Annotated in this window: 18 protein-coding genes; 9 read left to right on the top strand and 9 right to left on the bottom strand. The window is 62.1% G+C overall.

The genetic code is table 11. The features are described from left to right. From PYR64_RS04025 to PYR64_RS04010, 4 genes are all read right to left on the bottom strand, one after another. Positions 1 to 1335 (bottom strand): DUF6350 family protein, encoded by a 1335-nt coding sequence (locus tag PYR64_RS04025; RefSeq protein ID WP_039240236.1) that lies wholly within the window; start codon positions 1333 to 1335, stop codon positions 1 to 3. Between the two features lie 959 nt (positions 1336 to 2294). Then, positions 2295 to 2672 carry a hypothetical protein gene (locus PYR64_RS04020; protein WP_018777203.1) on the bottom strand — a complete coding sequence of 126 codons (378 nt, stop codon included), beginning with the start codon at positions 2670 to 2672 and terminating at the stop codon, positions 2295 to 2297. Then, positions 2669 to 3067, bottom strand: a complete 399-nt coding sequence (locus PYR64_RS04015; RefSeq protein ID WP_275778514.1) for a J domain-containing protein — start codon at positions 3065 to 3067, stop codon at positions 2669 to 2671. The genes PYR64_RS04020 and PYR64_RS04015 overlap by 4 nt, the downstream gene beginning before the upstream one ends. A 227-nt stretch (positions 3068 to 3294) precedes the next feature. Continuing rightward, positions 3295 to 3717: an HSP20 family small heat-shock protein gene (locus PYR64_RS04010; protein ID WP_018777201.1), complete on the bottom strand. Its 423-nt coding sequence runs from the start codon at positions 3715 to 3717 to the stop codon at positions 3295 to 3297. Between the two features lie 141 nt (positions 3718 to 3858). Here PYR64_RS04010 and PYR64_RS04005 point away from each other — a divergent pair, with 141 nt between their 5' ends. The 3 genes from PYR64_RS04005 to PYR64_RS03995 all read left to right on the top strand — a co-directional run bounded on the left by PYR64_RS04005 (position 3859) and on the right by PYR64_RS03995 (position 7016). After that, complete coding sequence (locus PYR64_RS04005; protein ID WP_209783727.1) at positions 3859 to 4302, top strand: MerR family transcriptional regulator; 444 nt, start codon at positions 3859 to 3861, stop codon at positions 4300 to 4302. Between the two features lie 162 nt (positions 4303 to 4464). Further along, on the top strand, positions 4465 to 5634 hold the full coding sequence (locus tag PYR64_RS04000; RefSeq protein ID WP_275778511.1) for a glycosyltransferase family 1 protein: 1170 nt from the start codon (positions 4465 to 4467) through the stop codon (positions 5632 to 5634). Continuing rightward, positions 5631 to 7016, top strand: a complete 1386-nt coding sequence (locus PYR64_RS03995) for a UDP-glucose/GDP-mannose dehydrogenase family protein (RefSeq protein ID WP_275778509.1) — start codon at positions 5631 to 5633, stop codon at positions 7014 to 7016. Before PYR64_RS04000 ends, PYR64_RS03995 begins: the two co-directional genes overlap by 4 nt. Positions 7017 to 7024: 8 nt before the next feature. Here PYR64_RS03995 and PYR64_RS03990 read toward each other — a convergent pair whose 3' ends face one another. Then, the gene (locus PYR64_RS03990; RefSeq protein WP_275778507.1) at positions 7025 to 7720 is read right to left on the bottom strand and encodes a uridine kinase; all 696 of its coding nucleotides are present in this window, start codon (positions 7718 to 7720) and stop codon (positions 7025 to 7027) included. A gap of 270 nt (positions 7721 to 7990) precedes the next feature. Here PYR64_RS03990 and PYR64_RS03985 point away from each other — a divergent pair, with 270 nt between their 5' ends. From PYR64_RS03985 to PYR64_RS03970, 4 genes are all read left to right on the top strand, one after another. Continuing rightward, a complete protein-coding gene (locus PYR64_RS03985) occupies positions 7991 to 8560 on the top strand; it encodes a hypothetical protein (RefSeq protein ID WP_345799342.1) in 570 nt (189 codons plus the stop codon). A 75-nt stretch (positions 8561 to 8635) separates the two neighbouring features. Beyond that, positions 8636 to 9052: an SRPBCC family protein gene (locus PYR64_RS03980; protein WP_064721972.1), complete on the top strand. Its 417-nt coding sequence runs from the start codon at positions 8636 to 8638 to the stop codon at positions 9050 to 9052. Beyond that, complete coding sequence (locus PYR64_RS03975) at positions 9052 to 9480, top strand: MarR family winged helix-turn-helix transcriptional regulator (protein WP_275778501.1); 429 nt, start codon at positions 9052 to 9054, stop codon at positions 9478 to 9480. The genes PYR64_RS03980 and PYR64_RS03975 overlap by 1 nt, the downstream gene beginning before the upstream one ends. Before the next feature lie 86 nt (positions 9481 to 9566). Further along, positions 9567 to 9980 (top strand): hypothetical protein, encoded by a 414-nt coding sequence (locus PYR64_RS03970; RefSeq protein WP_275778499.1) that lies wholly within the window; start codon positions 9567 to 9569, stop codon positions 9978 to 9980. Positions 9981 to 10222: 242 nt separating this feature from the next. Here PYR64_RS03970 and PYR64_RS03965 read toward each other — a convergent pair whose 3' ends face one another. Both PYR64_RS03965 and PYR64_RS03960 read right to left on the bottom strand, forming a co-directional pair. Then, the gene (locus PYR64_RS03965; protein WP_275779888.1) at positions 10223 to 11479 is read right to left on the bottom strand and encodes an APC family permease; all 1257 of its coding nucleotides are present in this window, start codon (positions 11477 to 11479) and stop codon (positions 10223 to 10225) included. 72 nt (positions 11480 to 11551) lie between these two features. Next, a complete protein-coding gene (locus PYR64_RS03960; protein WP_275778497.1) occupies positions 11552 to 14098 on the bottom strand; it encodes a LuxR C-terminal-related transcriptional regulator in 2547 nt (848 codons plus the stop codon). Positions 14099 to 14892: 794 nt separating this feature from the next. Here PYR64_RS03960 and PYR64_RS03955 point away from each other — a divergent pair. Both PYR64_RS03955 and PYR64_RS03950 read left to right on the top strand, forming a co-directional pair. Continuing rightward, complete coding sequence (locus PYR64_RS03955) at positions 14893 to 15210, top strand: hypothetical protein (protein WP_275778495.1); 318 nt, start codon at positions 14893 to 14895, stop codon at positions 15208 to 15210. Between the two features lie 692 nt (positions 15211 to 15902). Further along, the gene (locus PYR64_RS03950) at positions 15903 to 16844 is read left to right on the top strand and encodes a hypothetical protein (RefSeq protein ID WP_275778493.1); all 942 of its coding nucleotides are present in this window, start codon (positions 15903 to 15905) and stop codon (positions 16842 to 16844) included. Between the two features lie 70 nt (positions 16845 to 16914). Here the strand turns inward: PYR64_RS03950 and PYR64_RS03945 are convergent, their stop codons facing one another. Further along, positions 16915 to 17118, bottom strand: a complete 204-nt coding sequence (locus PYR64_RS03945) for a cold-shock protein (RefSeq protein WP_011773907.1) — start codon at positions 17116 to 17118, stop codon at positions 16915 to 16917. Positions 17119 to 17351: 233 nt separating this feature from the next. Next, positions 17352 to 17906, bottom strand: a complete 555-nt coding sequence (locus PYR64_RS03940) for a hypothetical protein (protein WP_275778485.1) — start codon at positions 17904 to 17906, stop codon at positions 17352 to 17354. Positions 17907 to 17919: the final 13 nt, after the last annotated feature.

Below are 17919 nucleotides of genomic sequence, written 5' to 3'. Positions count from 1 at the left end.
TCAGGCGTGCTCGTCGTCGTACGCTGCCTCGTCCAGGTTGGCCTCACGCAGCTTCTGGCGGCGTTCCAGCCAGGGCCCGACTGCGTAGCCAATCACGACGCCGATACCCACTTCCGCAGCCAGCCAGACTGCCGTCCACAGCGGGTGGGGCCCAATTTCCGTGAGCCGCCCTATGCCGGCAGAACCGCGCGCGACCCACGCCAGTGCGCCACCAAGCAGGCCCGCGACGGAACCAATAAAAGCGCCCAGGAACAGCGTGGACACGGTGGCCGTGAACCAGCGGGCCTTGATCTTGATGGAAAGCCACTCGTCGAAGTGGTTTTCGCCTTCTCGGAGGAACCACCAGCCGGCCAGGATGCCTGCCACTACCGGCAACGCGAGCGCCATGGCTCCGAAATCCAATTGCCCAGCCGGCAGGCTGCCCAGGATCGGGACCGCCGGAAGTGGTCCCACGGAAGTGCCCAGCGGACCCGCGGTGGAGCCGATGCCCAGTGAGAAGCCGGCTCCCGAGGACCATGACAAAGCGAAGATCACCAGGTTGGGCAGGAAGCCGAGTTGGGCGATCGTGAGCACAGCGCCGCCCAAGGCGCCGGCCTGCAGGCCTTCGTAGACTGCGATGATGTCCGTCCAGTGCCACACAATGGTCACAGCCAACAGCACGGCTGCCAGGCACACGGCGGCCATCGCGGCCACGAAACCGGCCTTCAGTGCTGAGCCGACATACGAGCCTGCCCATCGTGAATGCTGACTGGTCTTGGAGAGCCAGGCGACGGCGTCGACACCGATCAGGCGGCTCCAGGAACCGGCCTCGCGTCGGGCGCCGACGATCATGCCCAGGCCGAACGAGATCAAGGGGATGGACATGGCCAACCACAGATTGATGACTACTTCGGGTGTGCGGCACACAAATCCGGTGGCTGCGCCGAACGCCGCGTACACAACGAAAGCGCCCAGGAACGCCTGCCACAGCTGATCGGTGTAGGAGGCACGGGCCAAGCGACGACCGGCACGCCATGCCAGCAGGAACGGGATGAGGGTCAAACCCAGCGGAATCAAAGACAACAGTCCCGACCCCGGCTGCGCAGCCGCGGCGCCCACGTTCACGTGAGCCAGTTCCAGCGGCACCCCGTGGATCAGCAACCAGGCCTGCCCACCCAGCCGTGCGAGGGTGTCGACGGCGCGGTCCTGGAAACCGTCTGTAGCCCACACTCCGACGAGCGGAAGCACCACAACAATGGCCGAAATGAACGCTGCCTGGGCCGCTTCCAACCCGCCCTGCAGCCAAAGGGGCATAGGGAGGCCACGGTTTCCGGTCTGATCAGCGCGCAGTTTCATCGTGTTCAATCGTGCCACGACGAGCCGCTCTCCCCCGTCAGGCGCCCCTGAAATACCGCGAATTTCAGCGCTTTTTCCTGCTGGTCGCCGTAAGATGGGAGGTGTTCTCCCGGGGCAGACCACCACCCCCTGACTGACATTGAAGCCCGGAAACAAACCGAAGCCGGGAACTAGGAGCGGCCAATGGATAGGTGTCACAACTTTTAACAGAAAGTCGTACTAGCAGCTGGTGCAGCCGCCTTGGAATTCTTTCCCAGGCTGCACCAGCCTTCTTTTGCCCACGCGCCCTTTCGCCGAGGGGTTGGTTCTCGGCACTTTGGGGGCGCTCCTGCGCCGAGGGGTTGGCTCTCGGCACTTTGGGGGCGCACCTTTCGCCGAGGGGTTGGCTCTCGGCACATTGGGGGCGCACCTTTCGCCGAGGGGTTGGCTCCCGGCACATTGGGGGCGCACCTTTCGCCGAGGGGTTGGCTCCCGGCACATTGGGGGGGTGCCTTTCGCCGAGGGGTTGGCTCTCGACACTTTGGGGGCGCCCTTTCGCCGAGGGGTTGGCTCTCGGCACTTTGGGGGCGCCCTTTCGCCGAGGGGTTGGCTCTCGGCACTTTGGGGGCGCACCTTTCGCCGAGGGGTTGGCTCTCGGGACTTTGGGGGCGCACCTTTCGGTCGAAACCTCGCCCCTCGCGGAAACCACGACGGCGGTCCGCCGGGTTGGGGCGGCCACACCTCCTGCCCTGCGCCAACCTTCCCGACCTGTGCCACGCAAACGGATTGATGCCACCCAAATTTGGGTGTCGTCAATGCGTATCCATGGCGGCCATCGGTTTGCGCGTCATAAACGCTCGACGCCGGCCGAGGCGTCGGCACCCACCTCGCCGAGGGGTTGGCTCTCGGCACTTTGCAAGCACACCTTTGGGTCGAGACCTCACCCCTCGCGGCAACCCACAAGATGCTCGAACGCTCACTCACAACTGCGGGCCGTAGATGAACTCCTTGGCATGATTGACAGCCTTCTTGAAGGCGTCGTTGCGAAGTGTCACCTGCTCCTGGTTGGCGCCTCCTTTTGGTTCCACGAACGTGGTGGGTCCGGGGCGCAGCATCCAGATGTCACCTGCCGGCGGCAGATAGAACACCCCGAAGGAGCGATGCTCTGGATCGTCGGTCCAGATGGGGACGACGGCGACCGCGGCACCGGTGTCCGGGTTGATCCACTGCGCCCGGGGAAGGGGTTGTTCGTGGACTTCCGGGTCCAGGAACGGCGCTGTCCCCCTGCCCCAGCGTTGTTCGAACCGCTCGTAGAACGCGGGGATGATGTGGCCGTCATACGGACGCCAAGCACTCATGGATTACTCCTTGGTGTTCTCAGGTTTCTGGAAGAAGGTTCCCAACGGGTGGGCCCAAAGGTGAGCGGTGACTGCTCGCCGCTCGTCCCAGGCCGTGGTTCGCGCCTGTGCACCCGGACCTTCACGGGTGTTCCGCCGGCACCAACAATGGATCCACTCCGCCGCGCCCGATCGTATGCCTCCCGCTTTCCTGGGTCCGACAACACGACGTACGCCTGCATGATGGCGTGCAGTTCCTGGAGGTCGGCCGCGGAGGTGGTGTCGCCGTCGTCGACCTTTTGGCGGGTGTCCGGGTGGTGGGTTCGCAGCAGTGCGCGGTAGGCGCGGGTGATTTCACGCGCCGTCGCGTCCGGCTGCACCTGGAGGGTGGCGTAGTAGTCGGGTTGCGTACTCACTGCGGGTTCCGGTTCATGCTGCGGATCAGGCGATGGCCCCCGGCCTGGGCCGGGGGCCATCAATCGGGAGACGACGGGCGGGGGTCGCTTTCATGTGCGCTAAGAAACGCTGTGACGTGGCACGAAGCCTGCGCCCGACTTTTCCGATGCGGCCGCCTCCGTCGTTCCCGGTCGCTGCCCTGCCGGTCGGCCACCCCCGGGTGAGCCTTCCGGCAGGACGGACTGGATTATGCGTTGATCTCCTGCCTCTGCCCATTGGATGTGATTTCAATGCGCCGTGGCTTGGCCTTCTCGGCGACGGGGATGCGGAGTGTGAGTACCCCGGCGTCGTAGCTGGCCTGGACGCCATCGGTGTCCAAAGTGTCACCCAGGATGAGTTGCCGGCTGAAGACACCCTGCGGGCGCTCGGCGGCAATCATCTCCGTGTTCTCGCCCGCGGGCGACTTCCGTTCTGCCTTTACCGTCAGGACGTTCCGTTCGACATCCAACTCCACCGAATCAGGGCTTACGCCAGGCAGATCGAAGGCAACAACGAATTGTCCGTCCTCCTGCCATGCATCCATCGGCATTCCGGCCGGGCGTGCTGTTGTGCCAAAAACCTGTTGGGCGAGCCTGTCGAATTCGCGGAACGGGTCAGTGCGCATCAGCATTGGGTTCTCACTCCTTTGGTTTTGATGCTGATTCTGTTGTAGGTTCCAGCCTGTTCGATCTGTGTTGGCTGGTATAGATTTTTTATAGCACTGGTGAGAGAGTGGTGCAAGTAGCTTTTTGGAGGATTTTCGGAGGTTCTAATGGCGGTTTCGGATCGCGCGAATGCTGCCCAGGAGCACGACGGCGGCCTGCCCACCCCAGCGTCCGACGGCGGCACTGATGGTGGCCGGGACACGCAAGGGGTCTATGCGATCTCAGTTGCCGCGGAACTGGTGGGAACCGGGCAGCAGAACATCCGGCAGTACGAGCGCAAGGGTCTGCTCACCCCCGAGAGGACCGACGGCGGCACGCGCCGCTACAGCGAAAACGACCTGACCACGCTGCGCCGGATCGGGGTGCTCCTGGATGAAGGGTTGAACCTGGCCGGTGTGAAGCGGGTACTGGAGCTCGAGGAGGAGAACCGCGGGCTGAGCGAGGACAACCGTGGGCTGAGTGAGCACAACGAGGAACTCCGCGCGGACAACCGGGGGCTGCGGAAGGATTTGAAGAGGGCACAGGGTGGGCGACCAACCGAACATCAGTAAGTCGCTTCCGGCTTTCCTACTCCCAGTGCGAGTGTTTTCTTCAAGATTCCCCCTGCTTGCTGCGAGTCGGAGACCAGCCCAACCCACCTGTTAACCCACTCTTCCCGCACAGGCCACCCCCGCGCACCCAGTAAGCCACCCGCCGCGACCACCGTGGGAGGCGTGAGGATCGCAATCGTCGCCGAATCATTCCTGCCACTGATGAATGGGGTTACCCACTCGATACTGCGGGTGCTGGAGCATCTGCAGGAGCGCGGGGATGAGGTGATGGTGATCGCGCCGTCGACCTCGGACACTGATGTTTCGAGCGTCGAGAAGGGCGCGTATGTGCACCGGCTTCCCTCCGTGCCGCTGGCCGGTTACACGAATGTGCGGGTGGCGTTGGGTGGTGTGAATCGGGTCAAGCGAATCCTTGCCGATTTCGCGCCGGACGTCGTTCACCTCGCCTCCCCTTTCGTCCTCGGCTGGCGCGCCGTGCAGGCCGCCCACCAACTCGGCATCCCTACGGTCGCGATCTACCAAACCGAAGTTCCCAGCTACGCGGGCCGCTATGGCGTGCCGTTCCTGGAGAACTGGGCCTGGAACCGCGTGGACAACATCCACCTCCTGGCCACCCGGACCCTGGTGCCGTCCACTTTCGCGCTGAACCAGTTGCGCGGACGCGGCATCCTTCGCGTGGACATGTGGCGGCGCGGTGTGGATACCGCGCGCTTCAATCCCGCGAAACGTTCGCCGGCGTGGCGCAACAAAGTAGCGCCTGACGGTCAGCGCATCATCGGCTACGTCGGCCGGCTCGCCGTCGAGAAGCAGGTGGAGGATCTCGCCGTGCTGGCGGACGTGCCGAACACCAAGCTGGTCGTCGTCGGCGATGGCCCGCAGCGCGAAGCTCTCCAAGCCGCGCTTCCCAACGCCCATTTCGCCGGTTTCCTCGGCGGCGAAGCCCTGGCGGAGGCCGTCGCCGGTTTCGACCTCTTCGTCCACCCCGGCGAGTTCGAGACGTTCTGCCAAACCATCCAGGAAGCCATGGCGTCGGGCGTTCCGGTGGTGGCCACGGGGCGCGGCGGCCCCTTGGACCTGGTGGAAAACTCCCGCACCGGCTGGCTGTACGAGCCGGGAAACCTCACCCAGCTCCGCGCCTACGTCCAGGACCTGATGGGCGACGACGCCAAGCGCCGCGCGTTCGCAACGGCAGCTGCCGCTTCGGTCCAGGGCCGGACGTGGCCGGTGCTCAGCGCCGAGCTGGTCCGTCATTACAACGAAGTCATCTCCGGCGTGCCCAGCGAAACAACCGGCCCCTCGGAACTCACCTCAAGCAAAGGACCCTCTTCATGAAGATCTCCGTGATCGGCTGCGGCTACCTCGGGGCAGTCCACGCTGCAACTCTGGCGTCCATGGGCCACACCGTGGTGGGCATCGACGTTGATGCCGCCAAGGTGGAGCAGCTCAACAAGGCGCTGGCCCCGTTCCATGAACCGGGGCTGGATGAGCTCCTGAAGGACGGCCGCACCACGGGCCGGCTCGTGTTCACCACGAATTTCGCGGCTGCAGCGGACGCGCAGGTGCACTTTCTCTGCGTGGGTACCCCGCAGTCCAAGACCTCGGACACCGCGGACCTCTCGTACCTGATGGGCGCCACGAAGAGCCTCCTGCCGCACTTGGCGAAGGGCGCCGCCGTCGTCGGTAAATCGACTGTGCCGGTAGGCACGGTCGAAACGCTTCGCGCGGTGCTGGCCCGACGCTCGGACGTGCTGCTCGGCTGGAACCCGGAGTTCCTGCGGCAAGGCACCGCGGTGAAGGACTCGCTGGTGCCCGATCGGCTGGTGTATGGGGTTCCGGGTGGCAAGGGCGCCGCTGCGGGCGCGCCCGTCACCGCCGTGCTGGATGCGGTATACGAACCTCTGATCTGCGCCGGCATCCCGCGGCTGGTCTGCAACTTCGCGACTGCGGAGCTGATCAAGTCGGCGTCGAACGCGTTCCTGGCCACGAAGGTCAGCTTCATCAACGCGATGGCCCAGCTGTGCGACGCGTCGGGCGCGGACGTGAGTGAGTTGAGTGAGGCGATGGGCCTGGATCCTCGTATCGGCAACCGCTACCTGCACGCTGGGCTCGGCTTCGGTGGCGGCTGCCTGCCCAAGGACATCCGCTCCTTCCGGGCCCAGGCGCGTGAATTGGACGTACCGTCCGTGGATGAGTGGATGGCGTTGGTGGATTCAGTGAACCTGGACCAGCGTTCCCGCGCGGTGGAGGTGGCCCGCGAAATGTGCCGCGGCTTCCTCTCCGGCCGCACCGTCACGATCCTCGGCGCGGCCTTCAAACCGGACACAGACGACATCCGCGACTCCCCCGCACTGGACGTCGCCCAGCAACTCGCCGACGCCGGCGCCCACGTCACCGTCACCGACCCCAAAGCCATCAACAACGCGTGGATCCGCTACCCGCAGATCCGTTTCGAGGCCTCCACCAAACGTGCCCTCGAAGGCGCCGAACTGGTGTTGCTGCTCACCGAATGGGACGAGTACGTCGCGTTGTCGCCCTCTGTTGCCGGTTCACTGGTACGACGCCGGATGGTGCTGGACGCTCGAAACGTACTGGACGCAGAGGCCTGGCGGGGCGCCGGGTGGACGGTGCGCGGCTTGGGTACGGGCGCGTCAGTGGTTGTCGACGAGGAAGGCACCACCGGCGGTGCCGACCGGAAGCGGCACGCGCGGGCGTAGCCGGCTGATCAGCGCTGCCGCTGTGCGGCCTCTGTTGCAGACAGCAGCCTTGGCTGTTCGGGAAGAGTGTTGTCGACAACTCGTGTGGCACTCCTCCATGGCCGGCTCTCTTCAAAGTAGAGCCGCTGCCCGCCAACGTAGCGGCGCATAGAGGGGTGTTCAGGGTCCGGGTTACTGCCATCCCTGACGGACATGCGCCTGGCCGTTTCCGCGAAGGGAACATCGAGGAAAACGGAGTAGTCCCAGTGGCCGGCCATCCGGTCGCGGTGGAGGAACATTCCCTCCACCAGGATGATCGCATCGGACGGCGCCTTCCGGGGTTCGGGGTGTAGCGGCACATCCCTTCGGACATCCGCAGCTGCCGGACGATACACTCCGTCGCCGCCCTTCCCGAGCGGGGTGAGGACGTACTTTTCGAGCGCGTCGTAGTCATATGTGTCCAGCCAGAATCCCTCGGGCGATGCCCGGCCCCGGCGGTGTCGGACCTCCTGAAGATTGAGGAAATCGTCGACGTGAATGACCAGGACGGGGCGGGCCTGGGACAACGTAAGCGCTTCCGACAACCCCTCGGCGAAGGTTGATTTGCCACTGCCATCCACGCCGTCGATGCCAACGAGCTGCCGTCCAGCCCCGAGTGCCTGCAAATCCGCTGCCAAGAGACGGAAAAGCCCAGCCTTTCCCATGGTCTCGTTCTCCCCAAGCATCCACCCATGGTTACACAGGGCAGGCTCAGCCATGTGGCACGTAATATGCGACTTTTTCGCTCTCGCCCTTAAGGCGGGTGTTATGGTCGCAGCACGCGCCATCGCATCGGCGCACTAAAAGGGGGCATTACGTTGCAAAAACAATTTTCGCGCGCCGAAAAACAGTCAGCATCCAGCCGGAGTACTCGGCCCAAACCACTTGGCATCGCGGCCATGGGATCACTGTTCATTCTGTTGACGGCCTGCGCACCGATTGGAACTGCCAGCTCAGTGAGCAGCTCCAGCGGGTCGCCGGCCACCACCTCATCACCAAAGCCCACGCCAACACCCAGCAAGATCTCGGGAACGTCCTGTTCTGCGGAGAAAAAGACCCAGGTTCTGGCGGGCGAGACCTACGTGTGCGCCGTGGATCAGACAGGGAAACTGACGTGGTTGGATTCAGCCACAGCACAGGCACTGAATGACCAGCGTGCCGCGTCGGCCAAGGCAGTGGCGGATAAGGCAGCTGCAGACAAGGCGGCAGCTGACCAAGCCGCAGCGGCAAAGGCAGCAGCGGACAAGGCGGCTGCCGACCAGGCAGCTGCAGCGAAGGCCGCGGCCGACAAAGCTGCAGCCGACCAAGCAGCCGCGAACGCGGCACCCAAGGCGGTTCCCGTCGCGCCGGCACAAAGCCAATGCGACCCGAACTATGCCGGTGTCTGCGTGCCGATTGACTCCGACGTCGACTGCGCTGGCGGCAAAGGCAACGGTCCCTCATACGTCCGAGGCCCTGTGACTGTGATCGGTTCGGACATCTACGGCCTGGACAACGACCACGATGGCATCGGCTGCGAAAAGTAAATCCTCGCGCTCCATGGACAAGATGATCTATGCACAGATAGTCTGTGCATAGATCATCTTCCAGAGGAGGCAGCCATGTGGGACTACGAACACAGCGTTGAGACCGGCGCGGCACAACAGGACATCTGGCGCCTGTGGGCCGACGTCGAAAGTTGGGGCGACTGGAACGCCGAGATCGAGCGGATCGAGATCGACGGCCCCTTCGCTGAGGGCGCGACCATCCTGATGACACCTCCGGGCGAGGACCCCATCGCGCTGCAGCTCGCCGAGGTAGTGCCGGGTGAGCTTTTCGTTGACGAAGCGCGATTCGACGGTTTGCTGCTGCGGACCACCCACCGCATCGAAAAGCTCGACGGCGGTCGCGTCCGGGTTACCTACCGGATGGAGATCTCCGGCGCCGGGGCAGACGATATCGGGCCCGGCATTGGACCTGGTATCACGGCAGATTGGCCCGAGACCATGGCTTCCCTCGTCGAACACGCACAGCTCTGATGCCGCTCAGCCCCGGCGAAAGTCCAGGATTCCTGCTGTGGCACGCGACTCTTCGCTGGCAACGTGAGGTCGCGGCGGCCCTGGCCCCGCACGGCATCACCCACGTGCAGTTCGTCCTGTTGGCGTGCACCTGGTGGCTCAACAAAGAGGGCGGCCATCCCAATCAGCTGGCCGTAGCCCGTCAGGCCGGCACCGATGTGAAGATGGCGTCGCAGGTTCTGCGCACATTGGGACAGAAGGGCCTCATCGAGCGCGAAGTGGACCCTGCGGACACACGGTCCAAGCGGCTGCGAGTCACAGCGGCGGGGGCAGAGCTGGCCCCGCTTGCCATTGCCGCCGTTGAACTCGCCGATGCCCACTTCTTCGGACCTGCTTCCGCCGGTGACCTAGTCCCCCTGTTGAAGCGGTTGGCGCATCCGGAGGATTAGCCGGCGGTATTTCGCGTCATGGGTCCGCGGTTCGTCGCACTACCCCTATGCCGGGGGTAGTGCCGACGAACGACAAGGATTTTCCAGTGATTACGCACTTCTACCCTGCAGCCCTTCGAATACTCACGAGCATCGTTGCTGTCTGTTCTGCGGTGTCGGCTACCCTCCTGGGAATGGCTCCACCCCCGGAAGGCCTGAAGGTACTTGATCCCGCGGACCTGCGGGCTACCGCGGTTGTGCTCACCATGGCATTGGGTGTGGTGGCGCCGGTAGCCGCCTTGGTAATGGACCCGTTGAGGTGTTTGCTGCTGAAAGCGGGAGTGTTTGCGGCGTCCGGATTCGGCAACGCCATGATGCTCAGTCCGTTGCTGGTTGTTCCCTTCCAGGAGACTCCCGCAGTGCTGGCGGTGATGTGTTCCCTTGCCATGACCCTCGCCAGCATTGTCGCGTTCATGGAATCCGTTGAGCGCAGGAATGCCCGACGACGTGCCAACACCTAGAGCGGCCCCACCCAACACCTAATTTCATGCTCTTTGCGAACTAAACCGCGCCCAGGACCACCTAGTTTCGGGGTTTCGATACCTAGGGCCGGAAATCCGGCCATATGGTTCTTTTGTGCCTCCGGAGCAGGGATCCCGGTGTCCGGCGGGTAACCCCACCTGCTCCAGACGTAGGCGGCACTACGGCACGGCTCCACCCCACTACCCCCGGTGGAGTCGTGCCCAGCCGGACCTCGTTACGCTTAGGTCCGGTTTCGGCGGAGCCGCAAAAGGCGGTAGGTGATCCCCGCCGCGAACATCAGCACACCAAGCCCCACGGAGAGCGGCGGCAACGTCATCACCAGACCCACGCAGGCCACAGCGCCAGCCACCTGAAGGAACTTGGGATATCGGCGGTCTTCCTGCGGTTGGGTGTACGCGGCCACGTTGGCCACCAGGTAGTAGAGCAGCACACCGAAGGACGAGAAGCCAATAGCGCCCCGGAGGTCCGCCACTGCGATCACGAGGCACACCACAACGGCCAAGGCCGTTTCTGCCCGATGCGGGACCTTGTACTTGGGGTGCACGGCAGCCAGCCATGGTGGTAGGTCACGTTCCCGGGCCATCGCCAGGCTGGTGCGTCCGAGGCCCGCAATCAAGGCCAGCAGCGCCCCCAACGAGGCCACGGCCGCGCCGACTCGAACCACCGGAGCCGCCCACGCCATCGAGCCTGTCGCTACGGCGTCGGCCAGTGGCGTCGGTGTCTCCGCTACCCCCTGCGGACCGAGCACTCCGAGCAAGGTAATCGCGATGACGGCGTAGATGACAATGGTGATTCCCAGCGCGATGGTAATTGCCCTGGGGATGGTCCGCCGGGGGTCACGTACTTCCTCGCCCATGGTTGCGATTCTGGCGTAGCCGGCAAACGCAAAGAACAGCAGGCCGGCCGATTGGAGGACGCCGTACCAGCCGTGTGCGAGGAGCCCCTCGCCCACAATGTTCCCGAAGTCCGGGCCGGAACCACCCCAGACTGCTGCAATAGCGATCGCCAAGGCACCCAGCACGGCAACCACGAGCACCCGGGTAAGGCCCGCGGTTCGGGTCACGCCGTGATAGTTCACGGCGGTCAGAAGTACGACGGCGGCGATCGCCACCGGCCGCTCCCAGCCCTGCGGTGCGGCGTAGGCGGCGAAGGTCATTGCCATCGCGGCGGCACTGGCCGTTTTGCCGATGACGAACCCCCATCCGGCAAGGAACCCGGGCCATTGGCCGAGCCGTTCACGACCGTAAATGTAGGTGCCCCCGGAAGTGGGGTACCTCGCCGCGAGCTGCGCAGAGGAGGTGGCGTTGCAGAAGGCCACGAATGCCGCCATCACCAGCCCGATCAACAAGCCTGATCCGGCTGCTGCGGCTGCGGGGGTGAAGGCCGCGAAGACGCCGGCTCCGATCATGGATCCCAAGCCGATAAGGGAAGCGTCGAAGGTACCTAGGCGTCGGGCCAACGTGGGTGGCTGGTTCACAAGAGCCCTTTCAGCATCTGCCACGGCACTTATGTAAGTGCCATGGGAGGGACGCTGACAGCATATCCAGTGTCACTCGGGCGGCAGTGAATTTCTGGCCAGGATGAAGAGACGATTGCGCGAAGTTGCGCCGGTCTTTCGCAGAGCGTTGGAAATGTGGTTCTCCACGGTCCTGGCACTGATTCCAAGTTGTTCAGCAATCTCCACATTCGAGCGGTACCCGGCCAGCAAGGCTATTTCGGTTTCCCTGTCCGTGAGGAGCATTGACTTCACCGCAATGAAGGAGACCGGTTCGAAGGCTGCCGGGAATCGGGCCGCGAACAGTGATGACTCCCCCGCGAGGACTTCCGCAGTGTCTGAGTCGCCGTCCAGAACATGACGTTTGAGGCCGCCCTGGAGCAACATGCCAACCTGGTAGAGGTCGATGTCCGGTTCGTAGTGCTTCAACAAACTGCTGAGCGTCTTGTGGTCTCCCTCCACCACAGCAGTTGCGATGGCCAGGAACTGTTCATGAACGGTGATGTTGCTTTCCCTGAGGATCCTTTTCAGCAGGTCCAGCACCGGGCGAGCCGGACTCAGGCAGGTGCACAGCAGCGCCGTCATCATTCCTTCCAGTACGTAACCGCTCTTCAGCTGCCGGTTGATCAGTTGTAAGGCGCGGCGGTCAAATCCCGCCGGCCGAGTGTTGCTGCCGGCGACCAGTGCGTAAGTCCCCTTACCCACACCAGGCAACGGACCGACGTCGGGCACTTCCGTCCGCGCCTGAGTGGCGATGGATAGTTCCGGCGCCGCCGAAGACGTGGCGTGCCGCAGGCCCGCAAGGCGCAGCATGGCGTCGTAAAGTACGTCCACCACAAAGCCCGGCCGGCCCATCGCAAACACGCTGCTCATCAGGTATTCGGCTTCCTCGAAGTAGCCGCGGTAGAGCAGCCCGTGGACCGCGATGTAACTGCTGCTGACCACTCCGAACTGGTCGAGGTTCTTACGGGCTTCGGCACGCCAGTCCAGTGCGAACACCAGCGATTCGTCGATCTTGCCACTGGCAAAGAGGGAGAAGCCGGTGATGAATGGCCGTAGGTGCGGGAAGGTCTCGTCGTCCTTTGTGTCCTTGATGACTTCCAGGGCCATGGTCGGATTGAGGCGGTAGAGATGCATAAGGCCCTCGATCAGCTTGCCGATCCCCGGCACCTGGCCTGTTCCCGACTCAAGCCGGGCCATGGGGACGCGGCTGTGGGATCCGCTGAAAAATAGAATGGCGGCGTCCGCACCAAATTTTAGTCCTGGATGTGTTTCACCCAAGTTCTTCAGAATCCCAACGGCCGAGTTCAATCCCCTGCCCGTGTTGATGGCGAGGAGGGCCTTGGAGATGGTGAACAGCAGCAGGTCCGAAGGGTCGGCGTCGTGGGTTGATGTTTCCGTGCAGACGCGCTGGGCGCGCTTCACATCCACGGGTGCGCCCCAATAGATGCGCAACAGCGCAGCCGCATTGGCGACAGACTTTTCGGCTTCCCACCGTTCAAAGCGGGCGCGCTCACGGACCGTGCTGTGTTCATGAAAGTGCCTGGCCGTAACGGCGTCGTCGCTGCTGCGCTCTCGGCGGAGTGAGGCGAGCACACGGGAGAGGCAGTCTGCGGTGGTGAAGGTGTCGGCAGCCGCTGGCGTTGACTCCAGCACACCAGCGATTCTGCTCCGCAGCAGGTGCCTGTCCCGTAGGGACTTCTGCCCGTTGAAGTAGTCTGCGACCACAGGCGGGCTGACCGCCGCCGTGGCGCCGTTGTGGTGATCGTCCATGACGGACAGCAGGCCCTTGCGCTCGAGCGCATCCAGCACGTCGGGGTGCACGATCTTCTGAAGGACATCGATACGGGCCGTACCCAGAATGGCCATGGTGTTCAACCCCGTAAACTCGTCCGCGGTGAGCTCCGCCAACAACCCCTCGATGGTTCCGCGGAGATGATCGCTCCAAAGCGTCTCACCTGTCATGCGCCACAACCCACCACGCCTGGCCAACAGATCGCTCAGTGAGGCGGTCTCTGCGATCTTCACGATGAGGCGAGGGTTGCCGGCCGCCTTGGTCAGAATCCGCGCTGTCGTGTCAGCATCGGCTGATCCGCCCAGCACTTGGGAGAGCAGGGTGTGGACTTGCTCGTAGTGAAGAGGGTCCAGCTGGAGGACGGCTTCCCGCCCGTGGTTGAGGACAGCCAGTTGGCTCTCGGAGAAGGTGACGTTCTCGGGTGCCGTGGCAATCAACGGGCTGCTCGAACGGCCGCGGACAGCTTCAAGAACAGCCAAGGATTCGTCGTCAACGAAATGGATGTCATCCAGGATCAGGACATGTTTGCCACTCATGGCCAGGTGACTTGAAAGGACATCAGCCAGATCCAACACCCCGCTGCGGCCTGGCCGCAGATCGAGTCCAAGGCTCTTGATGGCCGAGAAGGGGATGTTCCTGTGTGTACGGAGACCTTCGATGACATGGACCATCGCTCCGGATTTCTCCAGGCTTGCGATGACGTTGCGCACCACCGTGCTTTTGCCGCTGCCGGGTACCCCAACGATGCGCACACCAATGCCGTGCGCTACATAGTCCAGGACACGCTGGACCTCTACATCGAACACCCGATCCAACCTTCTGCTTCTGTGCATGACCGACATTCGGCTCACCTCGCAGGTTAGATCTTGAACAGCGGACTAGGTGTTGAAAATGGCTTGCACAGGCGAGATCTGCCAAATCTAGGTGATGATTTGGGTCGATTCGGGTGGTGAGCGGCATCAACTAGGTGGTGGCGGCGGAGTTCGCGCTGGTGTTTGGTGTTCGGGCAGATCATCGGTACCCCTTGCGTCGTGGTCTCTTGCTACCGACGCTACGGTCTGCGTTGGACGAATTACATTGGTGTAATTCGCTATGTGGATATGTATTCGAATCCACTCTCCATCGATAGTAGACATCTTCTACCCGGGGAGCGACAAAAGGAGGATACATCCCTGACCGGCAGGGCTCAATGCCTACGTGACGCCTCATGGAGGGAGCCGCAGGCCGCTGGTGTGATCGCGGAGTAGGGGGCGGAGTCGACCGACCTACGAACCTAGGCGGGCTACACCGAGAAACGCGGACTAGGTGGCAAAACCGTCATGCACAGACTCATATGCGGCTTTCTAGGTGGCGAAAAGAGCAAATTTAGGTGCTGAATGTTGTCACCTAAGTGGTGCCGACAATTGGGAAACTCTTACCTCATAACCCTCAAATAAAAATGCTTGACAAACTGCCGCTCCCGGCTGAGAGTATTGACAATCACCCGTGCAGTCTGCGGCGCAACGAGCCGCCAACAGCGAGAGTGATTTCTCATGCATCTGCGAGCAAATGCAACACAGCTCTGCGCACAATTCCCATTTCCATTGGGGGAAACCCGATCATGAAACCACGCTCCAGCATTGCCGCCGTATTTCTATCCGCAATCATTGCCACGACGGCGGTTCCCGCTCATGCCGCCAACGATCCTGACAGCACACAGACGCTCAAAGACATGACCACCCCTAGATCTGCATCAAACAATGGCAACACGATGCAGCCAACCCTCAAGAAGGGAGAACCAACTTACTCAACCACTGCACTGACCGACGCGGGGATAGGCACTCCTACCCCGTGGGGCAACGTCAACATTTATCACACAACCGTCGTCCAGAGTGCAAATGTTTACGGCGATGGCGCTTGGTACGCGTGGCAGGACTAGGCAAATAACCCGCAGTCTTGGGGCCGGCCGTCAACGGCCGGCCCTCCAATGATGAGGACTCATGCTACGCATATTAGATCTTTCCAAACGCTATGGGCGTAAGGACGTATTGCTCAATGTATCATTGACTCTTCCTTCGATAGGAATACATCTACTTCGCGGAGATAATGGAAACGGTAAGACCACTCTCCTAAAGTGCTTGGCTGGACTGGAGAGGTACCAGGGAAGCATTCTTTGGCATAATGGTTCATTGGCGAATAACGTTGCCGCAGCTTTCGATGACTCCACAGTACATGGGAGTCTCACAGGTGCACAGAACTTGGGAGCCTTACTGGACGCATCGCCTAGGGCGGTTCTGGAGGAGCCTTCGGTGAAGGCATTTTTCAACCATGATCTACTTGCAAAGCGATCGGCAACCTACTCCCTCGGTCAAAAGAAAAAGATTAAACTAGCGGCCGCTTTTGCATCAGGGAGACCTTGTATCTTGCTGGACGAACCGCTATCCGGCCTGGATAACACGGGCCGCACCGCCTTACTAGAGCTATTGGAGCACGCTTCAGATAGGAGCTGTGTGCTCATCTCTGATCATGAATCCTCCTTCTATCGGGACGTCGCCTCCTCTGAGTTCTCAATACGATGCGGAAAGATTCAGCGAAATGCAGGCGAACCACCAATCCAGGTCGACGACTTTGATGAGTAACCTTCTCCGTTCCATACGAACCGAACTGAGGTATCAGTACTGGGGCAGAATGCTGCTGCTGCCCATAGCCGGACTATCGCTGTCTCTAGTGTTCGCGTTCACTGGGAGTGTCAGCAACGTAGATGCCAGCATGACTCGTCTCCAGGCGACGGAGGCCCAGGCATCCGCTAATGGGGTTTCCCTGCCACAGGCAATGGAGCAACCCGTAAGGTTGGCGGTCCAGGACGGTCAGAAGCTGGTGGACAATCCGCTACGTTACGACTATGAACGAGCCTATTTCGCTTTCCAAGCTCTTGAAGGGACGAACGCAGTCGGTACCGGGCTTGAGATGATCACGTTCTTGGTCATCCCACTACTTTTCTTCGTATACGGATGCGGAGTGGCGGCTGGTGACGCTCGTCGTCGGATCCTGAAGGATAGGGTGGTGATGCAAGGCGCCAGGCCATACGTCGTGGCGAAGGCGTTTACTGTCGTAATCGTTTCCCCGGCTGCCGTGTTGATTGCAGCCACGTTGAGTCTGGTTGCGGCGCCTGTCCTCAGGGCTGCGTTTCTGCCCTCGGCCGGTGGGAGCTTTCCTTACCCTGTAGCTGAAGCCTCAGCTGGAAGCCCTGCAGTCCAGATTGCATTCAGCGCGTCAACGGCGATCCTGTTCGGGCTACTTGGTCTATTTGTCGGGTTGGTGACCAGAAGCATGCTGATACCATGCTTGGCCGCCGGCGGGCTGCTTATGGTGGCGCCCTTCGCAGGGCCCTACGATCCGCGAAATATCCTTACGGCCGCCGGAGAGGGCATCTTCAACTATTGGGGTGGATTCAGTCCACGTCCGCCATTCCCTGTTCAGGTAGAAGTCGGATTGGCCTTCATGGCGGGGGGCTTGGTTTTGGCTGGCCTGATGTCCATAGTTATCTGGTCGCGCATGACGAAGTTTGTCTAACGATGGGTTGAGGGCGACAAAAAAGCAGGGCCGGTCAGTGACCGGCCCTGCTTTTTGCGTTATCCGAAGACTAGATAGCCTGGATGTTTACTGCCTGGGGACCCTTGGGGCCCTGCTCGACGTCGAAGGAAACCTTCTGGTTCTCTTCGAGGGAGCGGTAACCCGAGGAGTTGATCGCAGAGTAGTGAGCGAAAACGTCCTGGCTGCCATCTTCAGGAGAGATGAAGCCGAAGCCCTTTTCGGAGTTGAACCATTTCACGGTACCTGTAGCCATTTTTTTCAGTCCTTACTGAAGGTGGAGATTCTCCCGACTTTCGGGTCTCCGGTGTGGGGTGTTCTCCACCGTTACTTCAGAAGGTCACGATCCAGATGGATCATGGGGACTGCCTGAACTACCAAATGCCAAACACAACAACACCATCAAGTCTACAGAGTTCTGAGCAGATAGCTAGTGCTGGGAAATGTTTTATCCATCGGATGTGCCGGATTGGCCTGGAATCGGCTGATTTATGGTCCCTGAGGTGCCTGTGCAGCGGCGGATTCCGGAGCTTCCTGCTGAAGTTTCCCGTCGGTGCCCCGGGCCCAGTGACGTCCGTCGCTGTCCATGAACGTCACGTTGCCCATGTAGTCGACATTCCCCGGAAGGGGTTCGCAGACATGGCTCGCGTCGATGTACGTTGGCCAGCGATCCTGATGGCTGAAGAAGTAGCGACCCGGAGGGAGAATCTTGGCGGTCGCCTTGATCGCCGGGATCGGGACGCCTTTCCGGGTGACGCCTTCGGGCCGCTCAAGGGTCAGCCGGAAGATCGGTGCCTCACTGGAGTTGACCAGCTCAATCCCCCACTGCTCTTTGCCCTGGTACTTCTTGCTGACGGGCCAGAAGGCAATCCGCCCGGCCTGGCGCCGCTCCGCCGTCGTTATTGCTCTTTCGTCCCGTTCTGCCTCCAAGCGGCGCATCCGCTGGGACTCCTCCACCGTCTGCCGCGAATGGCGTGCTGCCTTGGCGACGAAGAACAGCGCCGTAGCTGTAGCCAGCGCCCCCATAATCTGCGCTATATCCACCCAAAAATCCATG

It is taken from the genome of Paenarthrobacter sp. Y-19 (assembly GCF_029223985.1).
Lineage (GTDB): Bacteria > Actinomycetota > Actinomycetes > Actinomycetales > Micrococcaceae > Arthrobacter > Arthrobacter nicotinovorans.
Note: the sequence above shows the minus strand (reverse complement) of the source record. Positions and strands in the feature narration are given on the sequence as shown.

Coding starts and splice junctions, on each gene's coding strand:
- PYR64_RS03990 (WP_275778507.1), bottom strand. CDS start 7,720: ATGCTTGGGGAGAACGAGACCATGGGAAAGGCTGGGCTTTTCCGTCTC.
- PYR64_RS03950 (WP_275778493.1), top strand. CDS start 15,903: ATGAGTAACCTTCTCCGTTCCATACGAACCGAACTGAGGTATCAGTAC.
- PYR64_RS04025 (WP_039240236.1), bottom strand. CDS start 1,335: ATGAAACTGCGCGCTGATCAGACCGGAAACCGTGGCCTCCCTATGCCC.
- PYR64_RS03975 (WP_275778501.1), top strand. CDS start 9,052: ATGCCGCTCAGCCCCGGCGAAAGTCCAGGATTCCTGCTGTGGCACGCG.
- PYR64_RS03980 (WP_064721972.1), top strand. CDS start 8,636: ATGTGGGACTACGAACACAGCGTTGAGACCGGCGCGGCACAACAGGAC.
- PYR64_RS03955 (WP_275778495.1), top strand. CDS start 14,893: ATGAAACCACGCTCCAGCATTGCCGCCGTATTTCTATCCGCAATCATT.
- PYR64_RS03995 (WP_275778509.1), top strand. CDS start 5,631: ATGAAGATCTCCGTGATCGGCTGCGGCTACCTCGGGGCAGTCCACGCT.
- PYR64_RS04010 (WP_018777201.1), bottom strand. CDS start 3,717: ATGCTGATGCGCACTGACCCGTTCCGCGAATTCGACAGGCTCGCCCAA.
- PYR64_RS04020 (WP_018777203.1), bottom strand. CDS start 2,672: ATGAGTGCTTGGCGTCCGTATGACGGCCACATCATCCCCGCGTTCTAC.
- PYR64_RS03945 (WP_011773907.1), bottom strand. CDS start 17,118: ATGGCTACAGGTACCGTGAAATGGTTCAACTCCGAAAAGGGCTTCGGC.
- PYR64_RS04005 (WP_209783727.1), top strand. CDS start 3,859: ATGGCGGTTTCGGATCGCGCGAATGCTGCCCAGGAGCACGACGGCGGC.